At 69.2% G+C, this 16467-nt stretch carries 11 protein-coding genes; 5 read left to right on the forward strand and 6 right to left on the reverse strand.

All coding sequences use genetic code 11. The features are described 5' to 3' along the window. Positions 1-238: 238 nt before the first annotated feature. Positions 239-4327: a type VII secretion protein EccCa gene (eccCa, locus tag GIY23_RS20025; RefSeq protein WP_154078068.1), complete on the reverse strand. Its 4089-nt coding sequence runs from the start codon at positions 4325-4327 to the stop codon at positions 239-241. Positions 4328-4683: 356 nt separating this feature from the next. Between eccCa and eccD the strand changes: the two genes are divergently transcribed. Next, complete coding sequence (eccD, locus tag GIY23_RS20030) at positions 4684-6114, forward strand: type VII secretion integral membrane protein EccD (protein WP_154078069.1); 1431 nt, start codon at positions 4684-4686, stop codon at positions 6112-6114. Positions 6115-6125: 11 nt separating this feature from the next. Next, entirely contained in the window at positions 6126-7541 is a 1416-nt protein-coding gene (mycP, locus tag GIY23_RS20035) for a type VII secretion-associated serine protease mycosin (protein ID WP_154078070.1), read from the forward strand. A gap of 172 nt (positions 7542-7713) precedes the next feature. Here mycP and GIY23_RS20040 read toward each other — a convergent pair whose 3' ends face one another. Beyond that, complete coding sequence (locus GIY23_RS20040) at positions 7714-8601, reverse strand: hypothetical protein (protein WP_154078071.1); 888 nt, start codon at positions 8599-8601, stop codon at positions 7714-7716. Between the two features lie 176 nt (positions 8602-8777). Beyond that, positions 8778-10382: a type VII secretion protein EccB gene (eccB, locus tag GIY23_RS20045; RefSeq protein ID WP_154078072.1), complete on the reverse strand. Its 1605-nt coding sequence runs from the start codon at positions 10380-10382 to the stop codon at positions 8778-8780. Positions 10383-10555: 173 nt separating this feature from the next. On the opposite strand from eccB, the gene eccE reads away from it, so the two are divergent. The 3 genes from eccE to GIY23_RS20060 all read left to right on the forward strand — a co-directional run bounded on the left by eccE (position 10556) and on the right by GIY23_RS20060 (position 13626). Then, the gene (gene eccE / locus GIY23_RS20050) at positions 10556-11866 is read left to right on the forward strand and encodes a type VII secretion protein EccE (protein ID WP_154078073.1); all 1311 of its coding nucleotides are present in this window, start codon (positions 10556-10558) and stop codon (positions 11864-11866) included. Continuing rightward, positions 11863-12609 (forward strand): hypothetical protein, encoded by a 747-nt coding sequence (locus GIY23_RS20055; RefSeq protein WP_154078074.1) that lies wholly within the window; start codon positions 11863-11865, stop codon positions 12607-12609. The genes eccE and GIY23_RS20055 overlap by 4 nt, the downstream gene beginning before the upstream one ends. A 114-nt stretch (positions 12610-12723) precedes the next feature. Beyond that, positions 12724-13626 (forward strand): DUF559 domain-containing protein, encoded by a 903-nt coding sequence (locus tag GIY23_RS20060; RefSeq protein WP_154078075.1) that lies wholly within the window; start codon positions 12724-12726, stop codon positions 13624-13626. A gap of 96 nt (positions 13627-13722) precedes the next feature. On the opposite strand, the gene truA is transcribed toward GIY23_RS20060, so the two are convergent. From truA to GIY23_RS20075, 3 genes are read right to left on the reverse strand one after another with little or no spacing between them, the layout of a single operon-like run. After that, positions 13723-14604, reverse strand: a complete 882-nt coding sequence (truA, locus tag GIY23_RS20065; protein ID WP_154078076.1) for a tRNA pseudouridine(38-40) synthase TruA — start codon at positions 14602-14604, stop codon at positions 13723-13725. A gap of 20 nt (positions 14605-14624) precedes the next feature. Next, positions 14625-15182 carry a 50S ribosomal protein L17 gene (rplQ, locus tag GIY23_RS20070; protein ID WP_154078077.1) on the reverse strand — a complete coding sequence of 186 codons (558 nt, stop codon included), beginning with the start codon at positions 15180-15182 and terminating at the stop codon, positions 14625-14627. 51 nt (positions 15183-15233) lie between these two features. Beyond that, entirely contained in the window at positions 15234-16325 is a 1092-nt protein-coding gene (locus GIY23_RS20075; RefSeq protein WP_154078078.1) for a DNA-directed RNA polymerase subunit alpha, read from the reverse strand. Positions 16326-16467: the final 142 nt, after the last annotated feature.

The following is a 16467-nucleotide window of genomic DNA, read 5'->3' on the forward strand; positions in this document are numbered from 1 at the left end:
CGTCTTCCGACCCCCGGCACGACCGGACGGTCGGTTCCCCACGAGCACCCTAGGCAGCGGGCGCGAACGTTCCAACAGTCTGCCCCGGATCGAGTGATCACGGCGAGAGCCTCTTGACGAAACGAGCCGGTCGCCGAAACGTCCGGTGCAGGAAAAGCGGGAACCTCTCCACCCGAGGGCGGAGAGGTTCCCGTTCTCGTTCAACCGCGTTCGGCCAGCGGCACTCGCGTCGGACCGGTCACTCGGGACGGAGGAACGCGGTCTGGATCATCTGCGGCCCGCCCCGCATGCTGCGACTGACCAGCGTGCCTCGTCCGGGAGGCAGCTCACGCGACTTGATGTTCGCGACCAGCTGCCCCTCGTCCTTGTTCGCGCTCATGGCCAGACCCGGCGAGGACACCTCGCGCATCTTCGCCAGCACCGGGTCGTAGAGACCGCGACTGGCGCCGCCCGAGTTGCGGGCGAGGATGACGTGCAGCCCCACGTCCTGAGCCTGCGGCACGAAGTCCGCCAACGGCTGCAGCGGGTTGTTGCCCGACGGCGCCACCAGCTCGTAGTCGTCGACGACGACGAACAACTCCGGGCCGGTCCACCAGGAACGGTCCTTGAGCTGCTGCTGCGTCACGTCCGGACCTGGCAGGCGCTTCTTGAGCGCCGCGCACACGTCCTTGACGTTGTTCTTGAGCATGTCCGCGCTGACCGAGTACTCGAGCTCGTGTTCCGGGTTGAGGAACCCGATCAGCGTGCGCCGATAGTCGACGAGCAGGACGAGCGCTTCCTTCGGCGTGTACCGCGTGGTGATGCCCTGCAGGATCGTGCGCAGCAGCGCGGTCTTGCCCGATTCGCGCTCGGCCAGCGCGTAGAAGTGCGGCTCCGCCTTGAAGTCGAGGTACACCGGGTTGAGGCCGTCCTCGTTGACACCGATCGGCACCAGCTTCGGCGAGGGCTGCTGGTCGACGGACGGCATCTGCTCGTACGGCAGCAGGTCCGGCAGCAGCCGCACCTGCGGGGCCGGACGGCCCATCCACGAGCTTCGGACCCGGTTGACCAGGTCGGCGGCACCGTCGGCGAGGTCGTCGTTGTAGAGCTGCCACCCGGGCCGCGGAGCCTCGCGCTCCTCCTCGGCCCTGGCGGCCTCCGCCTCGATGCGACCGGCGAGCTGCTCGCTGTCCACTCGGGGCAGTGCGGTGAGGAAGTGCAACTCCGACGGGTGCACTCCGCGGCCGGGACGCCCGTTCGGGACGTTGACGGCGACCTTGCGGTTGATCTCGGACTCGCTGGAGTCACCGAGGCACAGCTCGAGGCGGGTGCCGATGAGGTCCTTGAGCGCCGGACGGATCTCGGCCCACCGGTTCGCCGAGACGATCACGTGGATGCCGAAGGTCAGACCCTGCGCGGCGAGGTTGAGCACGTCCTGTTCGAGCGTCTCGAAGTCGTTGCGGAACGAGGCCCACCCGTCGATGAACAGGAACACGTCCCCGTACGGATCGTTGGTGATCTCGCCCTTGCGCTTGCGGTTGCGGAAGTCGGTCATGCCCTCGATGGCCGTCTCCTGGAAGCGTGCTTCCCGCTCGGCCATCAGCGACTTCAGCTCGGCGATCGTGCGGCGCACCGTGTCGACGTCGCGACGACCGCCGTAGCTGCCGACGTGCGGCAGGTTCTTCAACGCGGCCATCGAACCACCGCCGAGGTCGACGCAGTAGCACTGCACCTCCTGCGGCGTGTGGGTCAGCGCGAGCGAGGCGATCAGCGTTCGCATCAGGTTCGACTTGCCCGTCTGCGGGCCGCCGACCACGGCGCCGTGCCCTGACGCGCCGCCCAGATCCAGCATCATGTGGTCCTGACGCTGGTGGTACGGCACGTCGATGATGCCGACCGGAACCTGCAGGCGACCGCTCCCGGAGAAGCCGACCGAGCTGTAGCCGCGGTCGTCGGTCGCCGACAGCGGCGGCAGCAGACCGTCCAACGTGGGCGGCGCGTCCAGTGGCGGCAACCACACCTGGTGCGCGGGCGGACTCTGGTTGGTCACCTTGTCGATGACGATCTGGAAGTCCGTCGGAGCGAGATCGTCCTTCTTCTCCTCCTTCGGGGCTTCCTCCACCTCGGGAACCTCCGGTTCCGGCGGCGGTTCCACGTAGTCGGCGACGAACAGCTTCGGCCTGCGCTCGCCGGTGACCTTCGCCGCCGCCGCGCCCGCCGGGCGGCGACCGGAGGTCTGGTGCAGGTGACCGGACACGTACGCGGCGCGGAACCGGTCCATGCCGTTGGGGTGCTTGAGGTAGCCGTGACCACCGCTGGCAGGCAGGTCGGCGGCATCGGGGATGCCGATCGCCGAGCGGGATTCCGCCGCGTTGAAGGTCTTCAGACCGATCCGGTACGACAGGTGGGAGTCGAGACCGCGCAGCTTGCCCTCTTCGAGCCGCTGCGACGCGAGCAGCAGGTGCACCTGCAACGAACGACCGAGCCGGCCGATCATGGTGAACAGGTCGGCGAAGTCCGGCTTCTGCGAGAGCAGCTCGGAGAACTCGTCGATGACGACGAACAGCGCGGGCAGCGGTTCCTGGGCCTTCTCGTCCCCGGCGTCCCGCTGTTTGCGGTAGTCCCACACGTTCTTGGCGCCCGCCTTCTGCAGGATCTCCTGGCGGCGGTTCATCTCGCCCTCGAGTGCGTCCTTCATGCGGTCGACGAGCGTGGTGTCGTCACCGAGGTTGGAGATGCTCGCCGAGACGTGCGGCGCCGACTCGAAGCCGTTGAACGTCGCGCCACCCTTGAAGTCGACGAGCACGAAGTTCAGCGACGTGGACGGGTGCGTCGCGATGAGTCCGAGCACGATCGTGCGCAGGAACTCGGACTTACCGGAACCGGTCGCACCGATGCACAGCCCGTGCGGGCCCATCCCGCCCGACGCGGTCTCCTTGATGTCGAGGTGGACGATCTCGCCCTGCTCACCGGGGCCCATCGCGACCCGGTAGAGGTTGTCACGCTGGCGCGGGCGCCATGCTTCACCGAGGTCGAAGGTGATCGGGTCGCCCTGCAGGCCGAGCTGCTCGACGTAGTTCAGGTGCGTGGTCAGCGGCTCGTAGCCGCCGGTGTCGGCCTCGGCCTGTCCGCCGCTGCCCGCGACCCGGTAGGGCGCGAGGCGACGGGCGAGCGCGGTCGCCTCGGTGGCGCTGAGGGTGTCCGGCTCGCCGAACCACTCGACGCCGGTGTTGCTGCGGGCACCGACGCGGTCGGGTTCGACCACGATCCGCATCCCGCGCTTGGCGGAGATCGGGTCGAAGACGTCGGAGAGGTCGAGCACCGTGACGCCCGCGAGGCCCGCGGAGAGATAGATCTCCTCTTCGCGGCTGATCTCCGCGTCGTCGATGACCACGACGACGTGCGGCTGTCCCTCGGGCGGGGCGGCGTTGCGCTGGAACCGCTGGCGCCCGGCGAGCTCTTCGTCGAGCACCTCCTCGATCCCGCGCAGCGACGGTTCGATGAGACGGACCGAACCGAGTCCGTCGGTGCGAGTCGGGCTCTGGGCGTGCGGCAGCCACTTCACCCAGTCCCACTCCGCGCGGGTGCGCGCACCGGCGGCGACCGCGATGACCAGGTCGTCCGGAGTGTGGAAGGTGGCCAGCTGCGCCAGGATCGCGCGGACCAGGCCTCGCGTGAGCTCCCGGTCGCCCTGGAACCCGACGGAGGCGAAGCCCTTCAGCGAGATCGCGATCGGCAGGTCCGACACCAGCGAGTGGGCGCGCACGAACCGGCGCAGCGCCAACGTCGTGATCGGCTCCAGTTCATCGACCGGGCCGGTCTGCGGCGGCACCAGACGGGTCTCCAGACGCTGCGAACCGCGTCCGACCCGCACCTGGCAGAAGTCGTTGTCGCCCGGCCTGCGTTCCCACAACCGACGCGGCGACTGCGCGATCGACCACAGGGTCTGCGGGTCCGGATGCACCCAGTCCCGCGCCAGTCGCTGCTCGTCGGCGGCCTCGCGCGCACGCTCGCGCATCTGACCGAGATACCGCAGGTAGTCCTTGCGGTCCTCGTTCATCTCGGCCTTCTTCTGGCCCTGGCCCTGGCCTCCGCCCGCCATCATGCCGAACGTCGACACCAACATCATCATCGGCATCATCAGCATCATCGGGTTGTTGGAGGCCCGCTGAAGCATGAAGACCATCATTCCCAGCGACGCGACGATCATCACGACCGGCAGGAACTTCTGGACGATGTTGCCCGGGACCGCCCTGGGGATCTCGGGTGGTGGTTCGAGGTGCACCTCCCCGCCCGGTGGCCGTGGAGCGGCCAGGCGTGGCTTGCGCTTGAACTGCAGCGTGCTCACCGGACGCAGCAACCTTTCCGTCTCGAACGTGCGCGACCGGACCGGCCGCAGCAAGCATTCTGTACTGTCCGCACCGCCGACGTGAGCGGGGTGGCCGACCGTCCGTGCCACCTCGGTTCACCAACCGATCGGCACGAGTTCGACCAAACCGTCACCCGCTCGCGGGCGGTGCGGCCATACTAGGGGCGCTCTCCGTCCCGGCGGGTGCGTTTCGGAAGAAAACGTGCGCGCTAGGTTGGTCCGGTCACGGGAACCCGGTTCCCCGCGCCGCCGCCCCCGCGTACCCGCGCGAGGACGCGAGAGCGCTCGACGAGGAACGACAAGTACAGGGACTGGAAACGAAGTAGGGGGCCCTAGTGGCGACCGGTACGACGGTGTTCAGCCGCGTGACAGTGGTGGCGCCGAATACACGCATCGATGTGGCGCTGCCCGCTGACGTCTCGGTGGCGGACCTGATGCCGATGCTGCTCGAGATGGCCGGCCAGCTGACGAACGACGGCGGTTCGCGGCACGGCGGCTGGTGCCTGGCCAAGCTGGGCGAGGACGAACCGCTCGACGCGAGCGAGACCCTCGCCGCGCTGCGGGTCGTCGACGGCGACATGCTCCAGCTGCGCCGCCGCTCGGACAATCCGCCGCCGCCGCTCTACGACGACGTCGTCGACGCGCTGGCCGAAGCGGAGCCGGGTAGCTACCGCCCGTGGACGAAGGAGACCGCCGCCAAGATCGGCCACGCGGCGGGCGCCCTCGCGCTGATCGCCGCCGCCGTGGCACTCGGCATCGCAGGCGCCGGCGGGGTGCTGCTGCAGATCGTCGCCGCCGTGACAGCCGCCGTCGTGGCGATCTTCGCTGTCGGTACCGGCGCAGTCGTTGCCCGCGCTTACGGTTCGGCGACCACCGGCACCGTGATCGCCGCCGCAGGCGGTCTGCCGATGGCGTTCGTTGCCGGCCTCAACATCGTGCCGGGTACCGACCTGCGGCCGAAGCTGCTGCTGGCCGCGGCGCTCGTTCTCATCTTCGCCTCCGTGTCGATCATGGTCAGCGGCGCGGGAATCGTGGCGTTCATCGGTGCCGCGACCGTGGGGCTGTTCGGGACGCTCGCGCTGGTCGTGGCCACCCTGCTTGGCGCGAAGGCCACGGCCGCCGGGGTGGCAGCCGGTGTCGCCGCCGTGGGACTGGCCGGGATCTCCCTGCTGCCGCGGCTGACGATCCAGCTCGCGAAACTTCCGCTGCCACACGTGCCCGGCAGTGCCGAGGACCTCAAGGAGGACTCGAGCTTCCCGGACTACCGGGTGATCGAGCTGCAGTCCGGTCGCGCACACGAGTACATGACCGGCATGATCATCGGCTGCGGTGCGACCGCCGCGCTCGGCGCCGTCGTCGCCGCGACCGCGCCCAACGTCTGGGGACCGCTGCTGGCCGTCGTCGTCGCCGCCGTGCTGTTGCTGCGCGGGCGCAACTACGCCAACAGCAGCCAAGCCGTCGCGCTGCTGGTCAGCGGCCTGCTCGCCGCCGTCGGCGTCACGGTCGGACTGCTGATGCCGGTCGAGCTCGTCGGTTTCGGCACCACCGCGGCACAGAAGCTGATGTTCGTGTTCGGGCCGCTGCTGCTGATGGGCATCGCCGCGCTGATCTTCGGGGTGGTGTTCCCGCACCGCCGGTTCTCCCCGGTGCAGCGCCGGACCGTCGACATCCTGGAAGCGGTGCTCATCGCGCTGGTGCTGCCGCTCGCACTCGGGGTGATGGACCTCTACATGACGATCCGCGACCTCAACCTCAACCTGTTCTGAGGGGCTGCTCGATGGCTTCCAGCACACACTCGCGCGGGCGTCGCTGCCTGGCGTTGACGGCGGCGGCCGGGCTGCTGGCCCTGACGGGTCCGGTCCTGCCCGCCACCGCCCAACCCCCGGCACCCGGGCAACCGGCGGAATCCGGGCAACCGCCGCCGCAGAACGACGCGTTCCAGCCGGACAGCGGTCCCCTCAGTCCCGTCGGACCGGAGTATCAGCAGCAGACCGCGTGCATGGCACCCAATCCGGGCGGCGGGGCCATCGAGGAACGGCCGTGGAGCCAGATGGTCCTCGGCTACGAGCAGGCGCACTCCGAGGAGCTGACCGGCGAGGGCCGCAAGATCGCCGTCATCGACACCGGGATCAACCCGCACCCGTTCCTGCCGCCCGTCGACGACGGAGGCAGCAGCGTTCCGGGTGGCGGCGCGAACTTCGACTGCGACGGCCACGGCACCATCGTCGCCGGGATCCTGGCGGCACAGCCGAACGACGGCTCCGGCTTCATCGGGGTGGCACCCGACGCCCAGCTCATGTCGCTGCGACAGTCGTCGAAGCTGTGGCAGACGCAACAGGACGGTCAGACCGTCGGCGACACCGAGACGATGGCGCAAGCCGTGCAGCACGCGGTCGACTCCGGCGCGAACGTGATCAACATTTCGCAGTCCTCGTGCCAGGCGATCGCGCAGGCCGCCAACCCGAACGATCCGTTCAACGGCGCCCTGCACACGGCCGTCAAGAACGCCTACGAGCGCGGCGTCGTGGTGGTCGCGGCCGCGGGCAACGTCGAGGGCGCGTGCCAGAAGAATCCCTCCGGCGACCCCACGACAGCGGTGCTGCCTGCATGGTTCGACGACTACGTCCTCACCGTGGCCTCGGTGAACGAGCAAGGCGCTCCGTCCGAGTTCACGGTGCCGGGCCCGTGGGTCGACGTCGCGGCTCCCGGCGAAGGGCTCGTGTCGCTCGACCCGGGCCCCGGCGGCACCGGGCTCGCGAGTCAGATCGCAACCGGCCAGGGCGGCGAGCTTGGACCCATTCAGGGCACCAGCTTCGCCGCTCCCTACGTCTCCGGCCTCGCGGCCCTGATCCAGGAGCGGGGAATCGAGGAAGGACAGCAGTACTCCGCCCAGCAGGTCATGGAGCGGATCAAGAAGACCGCGTTGAGCCCGGGCGGCACCGGCGGCCGCAACGACATCGTCGGTCACGGCATGATCGACCCGATGGCGGCGCTGCACAACGTGATCCCCGCCGAGCACGGCAAGGCTCCCGCCGACACCGGGCCTGCCCGGCTCGACGCGGACGTCATCCCGCAGAAGAACTGGCCGGCCATCATGGTCGCGCTCGGCACCACCGGCGGCGGCATCGCGGCGCTGATCTTCACCGCGTTCCTCATCAACGCCGTCAAACGAGTCCGCAGCCGGCAAGGCTGACAGCACCACTCGACGGAGCGAACGGCACTTTCGCCTCACCAGACGAGGTGAGAGTGCCGTTCGTCTCACCACCGGATTCCGCGGACGCACCCCCTCCAGCACACCCAGCTACCCGTCCCAGCGAGCGAACGGCACTTTCGCCTCACCAGACGAGGTGAGAGTGCCGTTCGCTTCACTCCAGGGGCCTCTTCTGGGGCGCGCCGAAGATGGCAGGAGCGGTGTGGTCCGGCTTGCCGAACAGGTCCTCGGGGCTCGCCTTCAACCGCGACGCGTTCTGGCGCGGGCTTTCCTGGTTCCGCCCCATCATCCCGGCCATCGGCATCGCCCCCACCATGCCGCCGCCCCACGTGCCACCGACTGCAGCGGCCGCCGAACCGGCATGACCGGTTCCCGCCGCGGCAGCGGGAACCGGAGACTCCGGAACCTCCTCTGGGCTCGGACGGCCACACTCCGCGAATTGACTGCACGAGCTCTCGGCGTCCACAGGGGACACACCGTCAGCACCTCCCACCGACGGTGCACCACTGCCTGTGGACGCCGAAACCGCCTCGCTTCCGCTCGCCCCCTCCTGGCGAGCGGAAGCGGACTGTGGTGCGGGCGAGCCGTACGCGTGCTGCGACGCACTCCGCAACGGCGTCTGCTCCGAGACACCGCGACCAGAGTCGAACTCGTCGCAGAAGCGCACGAAATCGCGCACCACGTTCTCGGCCGACCGGACCAGCTCACGTGCCGGTTCCTCCGCGTCGAGCAGGAGTCGGCGTACCCGACCCTGCTCGACGCCGGGAACCACGGCGGCCGAGACGTTCTCCGCCGTCTCGGCCACGTGGTCGGCGAACTTCTCTCCCACGATGCGGAGCGCCTCGGCGGCGCGATCCAGCGCGTCGGCCCACTCCCGTATCGCGTCGACCACGTCGTTGCTCGCGAGCCCGACGTCCCCGAACCAGCGCTCGCCCAGCCGCCCGGTCTCGTCCAGCAACGCCCGAGACACCCGCTCGTAGGCATCAGACGCTCCCAGCGAACGACCGACACCCCCGAACGCGTCCACCGGCTCCGGCGCCACGCACGTGCTCCGCGTAACGCCGCAACGACTCCGTGTCCACCCGAATGCCCGTCACCGTGACCTCCCGATCGGACCCGCTCGCCAAAAAGCGAACCGCCCGCAGCGTTCCCACACAGGGTGCTGCGGGCGGAATCGCTTCCACTCCGACGGGCCGGGACCGGCGACGGTTCCCGCAGTCAGCCTCCGGCCGGGCCGCCTGCCGCGGCGGCGCCGTTCTCGTTCTCCGGTGGCCGGTTCACGCCCTCCTGGACCTCGATGGAGTCGTAGACGAAGCTCGCCTGCGCCGGATCCAGGTAGTCGCCCTTCGGCAACGTCCGCATCACCCAGCCCGGAGCGTCCTTGATGTCGCCCGGCGCGTTGATCACGCCGAGTCCCTGCGCCGTAGGGGCGTCCTTCACGCCGTACACGACACCCTGGTCCGAGACGAAGTAGGTCGGACCGATGCCCGAACCCGCCTCGTTCGTATTGCCGTGCACCACGGCCGCCTTACCCGGCGGCATGAAGAAGTGGTCGACGCTCGGTCCGGCGTCGTCGGCCTGAGCCAGCTTCACCGGAGCCTTCGGCGTGTTCACCTCGTCCCGGTACAACGTGGCCCGGATCTCGTGATTGCCGCCGTTGTCCACCCAGCTCAAGCACGAGCTGTTGAAGTCGCGGAACGGCACCGGGTCCGGCACCTTCGCCGGGAAGTTGCCGAGCTGCTCGATGCCCTCCGGCACGTCGTTCACGTTCGGCAGCTGACCCGTGGTGTTCGGGATCGCGTCGATGTTCGTGCTGTTGGTGCGGCTCGCGTGCATCACGGCGGCGGCGCCTGCCGAGATCGGCTGTTTGCCGTTGCCCAGCAGCAGGAAGAACTGGTCCGCGTCGCCAGGGACGGTCTGCTTGACGACGTCACCGATCGCCTGCCCGCGCGGCAGGTTCGGCGACGTCCCGCCCTGGTTCGGCACCTGCGGCAGCTCCAGCGGCGCGACCTCCGGGATCGCGTTGAGCATGTGCGTACTCACCTGACGCGGCACTGCCTGGTTCAGGCCGTACATCTCCGTCACGGCGGCCTCGTTGGGGTTGATCCGAGCCTTCACCGTGTGCGTCGAGCTCGGACGGTCCGAGAGGTTCGGGTCCACGTTGTACACGAGGTACTGCTGGCCGGACGCCGTGTCCTGCACGAACAACGACTGGTCGTCGCGCAGTCGCTGACCGTGATCCGTGACACCGCCCATGACCGTCGTGGAGATCTTCGCCGACTCCTCGGCCCGCTGCTGCCCCAGAGCCTCGTTGACGTCGGCCTGATCGCAGACGGCCCACGCGGCGGGAGCCTGATCGTTCGCCGACGGCAGGAACTCGGGCGCGTTCGGCATACCGGTCCGAGGGCCCCGCGGGAACTCCGCCAGCGCGGCCTCCTTCACCGTCGTCGGCTCGATCGCCTGGCCCTGACCGCCGCCGCCCTGCGCCATCACCAGCAGCTTCGCCGAGGCCATGTTGAGCATCGGGATGAGTCGTTTGTCGGCCGCGTCGTCGGCGGTGACGACGTAGACACTGCCGCTCTCCTTCGCGATCACGACGGAACCCGGATCCGGCACGGACCCCTTGCCGCCGAACAAACCCCAGACCAGGAACCCGATGCAGCCGATGCACGCGAGGACCACGCCGCCGATCGTGGCTCGCTTGTGGGAGCCCATGGGGTCGTGCAGCATCACGGAGTCCTTGCGCACCAGCGCCGACTCCATGCGACGCACCACGAACTTGTACGCCTGAACCTGTGACTTCGTTGTGGGTGTTGATGCCATTCTTCGCCTACAGCTCTCCCGGTCGCGGTACCGTTCGGCAGGATAGCCGCACGGGGGCACCGCACGGGTCCAGTTCCGACGACTCGGCAGTATTCTCTCCGCGCGGCTCCGCCAGACAACCACCCGCCTGGTGACGTCCGCCGCACCAACTCCGAGGGGGAGAGACCGAACGGATGGCCGTGAACACGCAACATCCGGCCCAGCAGCAAGAAGCACCAGGGCAGCCCGGCGCGGCCCGCCCCGCGCGAATCCGCGCGCGGCGGCGCACCATCGGCGCCAGCCTCGGATTCATGCCGGTGGCCAACATCATCGTCATCGAGATCGGCCTCGCGATCGGGCTGATCCTCGTCCTGGTCAACACGGCGTTGTGGCCCGTCGCCGCCGGTGTCGCCGGCTTGGCGCTGGTGATCGCCCTGCTGCGCCGCAAGGGCCGCTGGTTCACCCAGTGGTGCGGGCTCGTGCTCGAGTACGCGATGCGCGACCACATCCGGGTCTCGGAACCTCCGGTCACCCAGTTCGACGACGACGAGACCGGCGACCGGCAGGACGACACCAAGCTCATCGGTGGTGAGAACCACCGCGTCGCGCTCCTGCGGCTCGCCGTCCCGGGGCTCGTCGTCGCGAGCCGTGACGACCACAACCACAACCCCGTCGGGATGGCCTGGAACAACGGCACCTGGTCGGCGGTGCTCATGGTCGAACCCACCCCCTCGCTGATCAACGAGATCGGCAGCGACACGAACCTACCGCTGAGTGCACTGAGCGGCTGTCTCGAAGATCGCGGCGTGGTGCTCGACTCCATCCAGGTGTTGTGGCACTGCTACCCGGGCAGCGCGGCGCTGCCCGCGAACTCCCCCGCGCTCAACGCCTACCTCGACCTGCTCGGGCCGCGACCGGCGGCCGCGCGGCGCACGACATGGATCGTGGTGCGCCTCGACCCGCAGCGCTGCGCCAAGGCCGTCCAGGAACGAGGCGGCGGCGTCGTCGGCGCCCACCGCGCGCTCATCGGTGCCCTGTCCCGTGTTCGCAACGCGATGGAACGCAGCGGCGTCTCCACCCGCCCGCTCGCACCCGACGAGCTGCTGCAGGCGGGCATCACCTCGGCGGAGCTCAACGACTCGCTGCGGACCCCGCGCCCCGTCGGCCTCCAGGAACGATGGAGCGGGGTCACGGCGGGTGGCGTCGGTCACACCAGCTTCGCCATCACCGGCTGGCCGAGCCAGATGGGCAAGCCGCTCAACGAGATCACCGGCGTCCGCGCACTGTCCACGACGATCGCGATGGAGATCTCGCCGAGCGGGGAACCCGACGAGGTGGGTCTGCGCGGTCTCGTCCGCGTCAGCGCACGGGTGCCCTCCGAGCTCAGCGCTGCCGAGACGCAGCTGCAGAGCGTCAGCAAGAAGGTCGGGATCACGCTGACCCCGCTGCGGGGACTCCAGATATCCGGCTTCTCCTCGACGATCCCACTGGGAGGTGCGGCATGAGCCGGACCCGCGCAGTCGACAAGCCCGGCAACCCGCACGGTGCCGCGCCGCAGTTCCTCATCGACCCCGAAGCCCTCGACACGATCGCCCCGTCCGGTGACCGTGGCGGGGTGCTCGTCGGCGCGAGCCCGCACGGTAAACCGCTGAGCGCCTCGGTGCTTCGGCCGCAGCCGACCCGCATGGTCATGGTCGGCGGTCTCTACCTCGCCCGCCAGATCGCGCTGCGCTCGCTGGCCACCGGCGCCTGGGTGCAGATCGCCACCGGACGGCCCGCCGCGTGGAAGATGCTCGAACGCGCCGCCGGGCTCGCCCCGGACGGCAGACCCGTCCCGTCGATGCAGATCAAGAAGCTCGCTCCGTTCGAACTGCCGACGGCCACCGAGGACGCACCGCTGCTGGTGATCCACGACGGCGGTGCCGTGCCGCAGGAACTGTTCCCGCCACGGTCGCCGTGGCAGACGACGCTGTACGTGCTGCCGTACCTGCACCCGCAGGTCGGCAACGGCACGACCGCCAACGGCGCGGACCTCGTGCTGCTGCAGCGGCTACCGCTGAACCAGGCCGAGCTCGCGGCCCGGATCTGGCATCTCGACCCGGCGACGAAGCAGCGGCAGGTCAACGAACTCACCCAGCTACCGGACGACATCGTCATCGCACTCGGCAACAACCTGTGGGAGCCGATCCAGCTCGGCACCAAACCGGCCGAGAGCGAGATCCTCGGCCCCGTCCGCCGCGGCGACTGACGGGGGTGGCAAATTCGCGCGAATTTGCCACCCCTCCATCCACAGGCGCCGGAGTTGTCCACAGATTTCGATTCGGGGCTGCAGCCCTCGAGCGGTCGTGACGACTCTGGAGTGATGGACGAGACTGCGAGGTCGGATTGGCTCGCCCGGCGAGTCACTCCGACCGAAACACGATTCGGCTTGTTCACCCGGGCGGAGGCGCTGAGCCGGGGCGTGACCGACCGCCGCTTACGCAGCGGGGAGTTCGGACGAGTCCTACAGGGCGTCTACTGTCCCGGTGACAAGCCGATCGATCACGAACTCCGTTGTCACGCCGCAGCACTCGTGTTGCCGCCGTCGGCGGTCCTCACCGGCAGATCCGCGGCCACGCTCCACGGAGTGCCACTCGCCAAGACGTGGGACCACGTCGAGGCTCTCGTCAGCGGCGCGAAGTACATGAACCGCCGCAAGGGCCTTCGATGCTGGTCGGTCCGCAGCCGTCCCGCGGAACACCGGCCGTGGCACGGGATTCGTCTCGCGACACCGCTTCGCACGGCCTTCGACCTGCTGGCTCGCAAGCCGCTCCGGCAGGCGGTGGCCTCGTGCGATGCCATGCTGCACGCCTGCGTAATACAGCTTCCGGACCTGGTGCGCTTTCTCGCGGGGCGCAGTGATCGCGGCATCACCAGGGCCAGGATCGCTCTCCAACACCTTGACGCGCGTTCGGAGTCCGTCCCCGAGTCCGAGCTGCGATTGCTGCTGAACTGGAACGGATTCCCGGTAGAACCCCAGGTGCAGGTGCACGACGAGTTCGGGTTCGTGGCCCGGGTCGACCTCGCCCTTCGGTCGCGCAAGGTCGCCATCGAGTACGACGGGGCGTGGCACGGGAATCCTGCACAGTTCGCCCGCGATCGCATCCGCCAGCAACGGCTCGAGCGATGCGGCTGGACCGTGGTCGTGGTGACCGCCAAGGACCTGTACGGCTCACCGGACGACGTCGTCGCCAACGTTCACCAGGCGGCCCGCATCAAGGCCTGAGGCACGGCGGAGCGGCAAATTCGCGCGAATTTGCCACCTGGCTATCCACAGGTGTCGGAGTTGTCCACAGGGTGGGTGGTCTCCCCGAATGCTCCCTCAGGGAAGGGTGCGCACGGCGCGGATCCGCGCGGCGCGGGCGGCCAGATGCTCGTCGTCCGGGTAGTCGACGCCGACGAGAGCAAGACCGTGCGGCGGCGCCACCGCGCTCGTCCGGACGCCTGCGGCGAGTATCTCCACAGCCCACGACGGCTCACGGCGCCCGTCACCGACCATCAGCAACGCGCCGACGAGGCTGCGCACCATCGAGTGGCAGAACGCGTCCGCGCTGACCTGAGCGACGACCAGGTTCTGGTCGACCCGACGCCAGTCGAACCGCTGCAACTCGCGCACCGTCGTCGCGCCCTCGCGCTGCTTGCAGAACGCCGCGAAGTCGTTGAGCCCCAACAGCTCCTGCGCACCACGGTTCATCCGGTCCACGTCCAGCGGCCGGTTCCAGGCGAGCGTGTCCCCCCGGCGCAACGGATCGGCGCCCCAGGGCGCGTCCGAGACCTGGTATCTGTAATGCCTGCGCAACGCCGAAAACCGGGCGTCGAAGCCGTCGGGCGCGAGCCGGGCACCGAGCACGCGCACGTCGCCGGGAAGGATCCGGTTCCAGCGCGCACACATCCGCTCCAGGTCCGGCACACCCCGCTCGCCCGCGGGAACACGTCCGGACTCACCCGGGGAGAACGGCTCCACGTCGACGTGGACGACCTGCCCGTGGGCGTGCACACCCGCATCGGTTCGTCCCGCCACGACGACCGACTTCACGACCGACCGCCCTGGGGGCTGTTTCGCCAACGCGTCCTCGAGCAGTCCCTGCACCGTCCGCAACCCCGGCTGACGCGCCCAACCGGAGAACCCCGCCCCGTCGTAGGCGACGTCGAGACGCAAACGAACGAACCCGCCGCCCCCGGAGGGTGCGACGGGTTCGTTCACAGAATCCTCGTGCGCCGAGATCAGGACTCGTCCTTCTTCTCCGCGCCCTCGGTGTCCTCAGCGGACTCGGCGGACTCGCCGGACGCAGCGGCCTCGGAAACCTCGGTCTCAGAAGCGTCGGTGGACTCCGTCGACTCGGTGGTCTCCTCGGCTACCGGAGCCTGCTGCTGGTCCTTGGCGAACTTGGTGCCGCGAGCGGCCTCCGCCTCCGACGTAGCCGTCTTCTCCGTCACCAGCGCGAGCACCGCCATCGGCGCGTTGTCGCCACGACGCGGCATCGTCTTGACGATCCGCGTGTAACCACCGTGGCGATCGGCGAAGAATGGACCGATCTCGGCGAACAGCTTGTGCACGATGTCCTTGTCGCGGATGGTCTTCATGACCTCGCGACGGTTGTGCAGGTCGCCTTTCCTGGCCTTGGTGATCAGGCGCTCGGCGAGCGGCCGCAGCCGCTTCGCCTTCGCCTCGGTCGTAGTGATCCGACCGTGCTCGAACAGCGACGTGGCCAGGTTGGCCAGCATCAGCCGCTCGTGGGCCGGCGACCCGCCGAGACGCGCTCCCTTGGTGGGGGTGGGCATCGGATTGCTCCTCTCAAGGCGCGGTCGGACACGCCGTCCCGCGCATCACAGCTACAGCTGCTCTGTCTCCGCGTAGTCCTGGCCGTCGTCGAAGCCACCGTCGTCGAAGCCGCCTTCGTCCAGCGACACGCCTTCGATCGCGCCCTCGTCGGCCGACCAGCCCTCGCCCGGGTATTCCGCCGCGGCGGCGGTCGGGTCGAATCCGGGCGGGCTGTCCTTGAGCGCGAGCCCCAATCCGACCAGCTTCAACTTGACCTCGTCGATGGACTTCGCACCGAAGTTGCGAATGTCCAGCAGATCCGCCTCGCTGCGCGAGACCAGCTCGCCGACCGTGTGGATGCCTTCCCGCTTGAGGCAGTTGTAGGACCGCACCGTCAGGTCGAGGTCCTCGATCGGCATCGCGTAGGCCGCGATGGTGTCCGCCTCCGCCGGAGACGGCCCGATCTCGATGCCCTCGGCGTCGACGTTGAGTTCCCGCGCCAGACCGAACAGCTCCACCAACGTCCGACCGGCCGAGGCGACCGCGTCACGCGCGGTGATCGACGGCTTCGTCTCGACGTCCAGGATCAGCTTGTCGAAGTCGGTGCGCTGCTCGACACGGGTGGCCTCGACCTTGTAGGTCACCTTCAGCACCGGCGAATAGATCGAGTCGACCGGGATCCGGCCGATCTCGGCGCCCGCCTGCTTGTTCTGCACAGCAGGGACGTATCCGCGGCCGCGCTCGACGACCAGCTCGATCTCCAGCTTGCCCTTGCCGTTGAGGTGGGCGATGTGGAGATCGGGGTTGTGCACGGTGACACCCGCGGGCGGCACGATGTCGGCGGCCGTGACCTCACCCGGTCCCTGCTTGCGCAGGTACATGGTGACCGGCTCGTCCTCTTCGGAGCTCACGACGAGCTCCTTGAGGTTCAGGATGACGTCGGTGACGTCCTCCTTCACGCCCGGGATCGTGGTGAACTCGTGGAGCACACCGTCGATGCGCAGGCTGGTGACGGCCGCACCCGGGATCGAGGACAGCAGCGTCCGACGCAGCGAGTTGCCCAGGGTGTAGCCGAAGCCCGGCTCCAGCGGCTCGATGACGAACCGGGAGCGAGTCTCCGACACGGCCTCCTCGGCCAGTGTGGGTCGCTGGGAGATGAGCACTGGTACTTCCTTTCCTCACGACGCCCGCTATTTGACGCCGATGGGACGGGATGCCCGCGTCGACTGCGCGGGCGGTACGGCGGCGTATCGGACGCCACCGCACCACGCACGTCCGGCGGGGCGGCCGTGTGACCGCCCCGAC

Origin of the sequence: Allosaccharopolyspora coralli, assembly GCF_009664835.1 — a bacterium.
Lineage (GTDB): Bacteria > Actinomycetota > Actinomycetes > Mycobacteriales > Pseudonocardiaceae > Allosaccharopolyspora > Allosaccharopolyspora coralli.

Excerpts from the sequence above, each read along its gene's own strand:
- mycP (WP_154078070.1), top strand. The coding sequence starts at position 6,126 with ATGGCTTCCAGCACACACTCGCGCGGGCGTCGCTGCCTGGCGTTGACG.
- eccB (WP_154078072.1), bottom strand. The coding sequence starts at position 10,382 with ATGGCATCAACACCCACAACGAAGTCACAGGTTCAGGCGTACAAGTTC.
- eccE (WP_154078073.1), top strand. The coding sequence starts at position 10,556 with ATGGCCGTGAACACGCAACATCCGGCCCAGCAGCAAGAAGCACCAGGG.
- GIY23_RS20055 (WP_154078074.1), top strand. The coding sequence starts at position 11,863 with ATGAGCCGGACCCGCGCAGTCGACAAGCCCGGCAACCCGCACGGTGCC.
- GIY23_RS20060 (WP_154078075.1), top strand. The coding sequence starts at position 12,724 with ATGGACGAGACTGCGAGGTCGGATTGGCTCGCCCGGCGAGTCACTCCG.
- rplQ (WP_154078077.1), bottom strand. The coding sequence starts at position 15,182 with ATGCCCACCCCCACCAAGGGAGCGCGTCTCGGCGGGTCGCCGGCCCAC.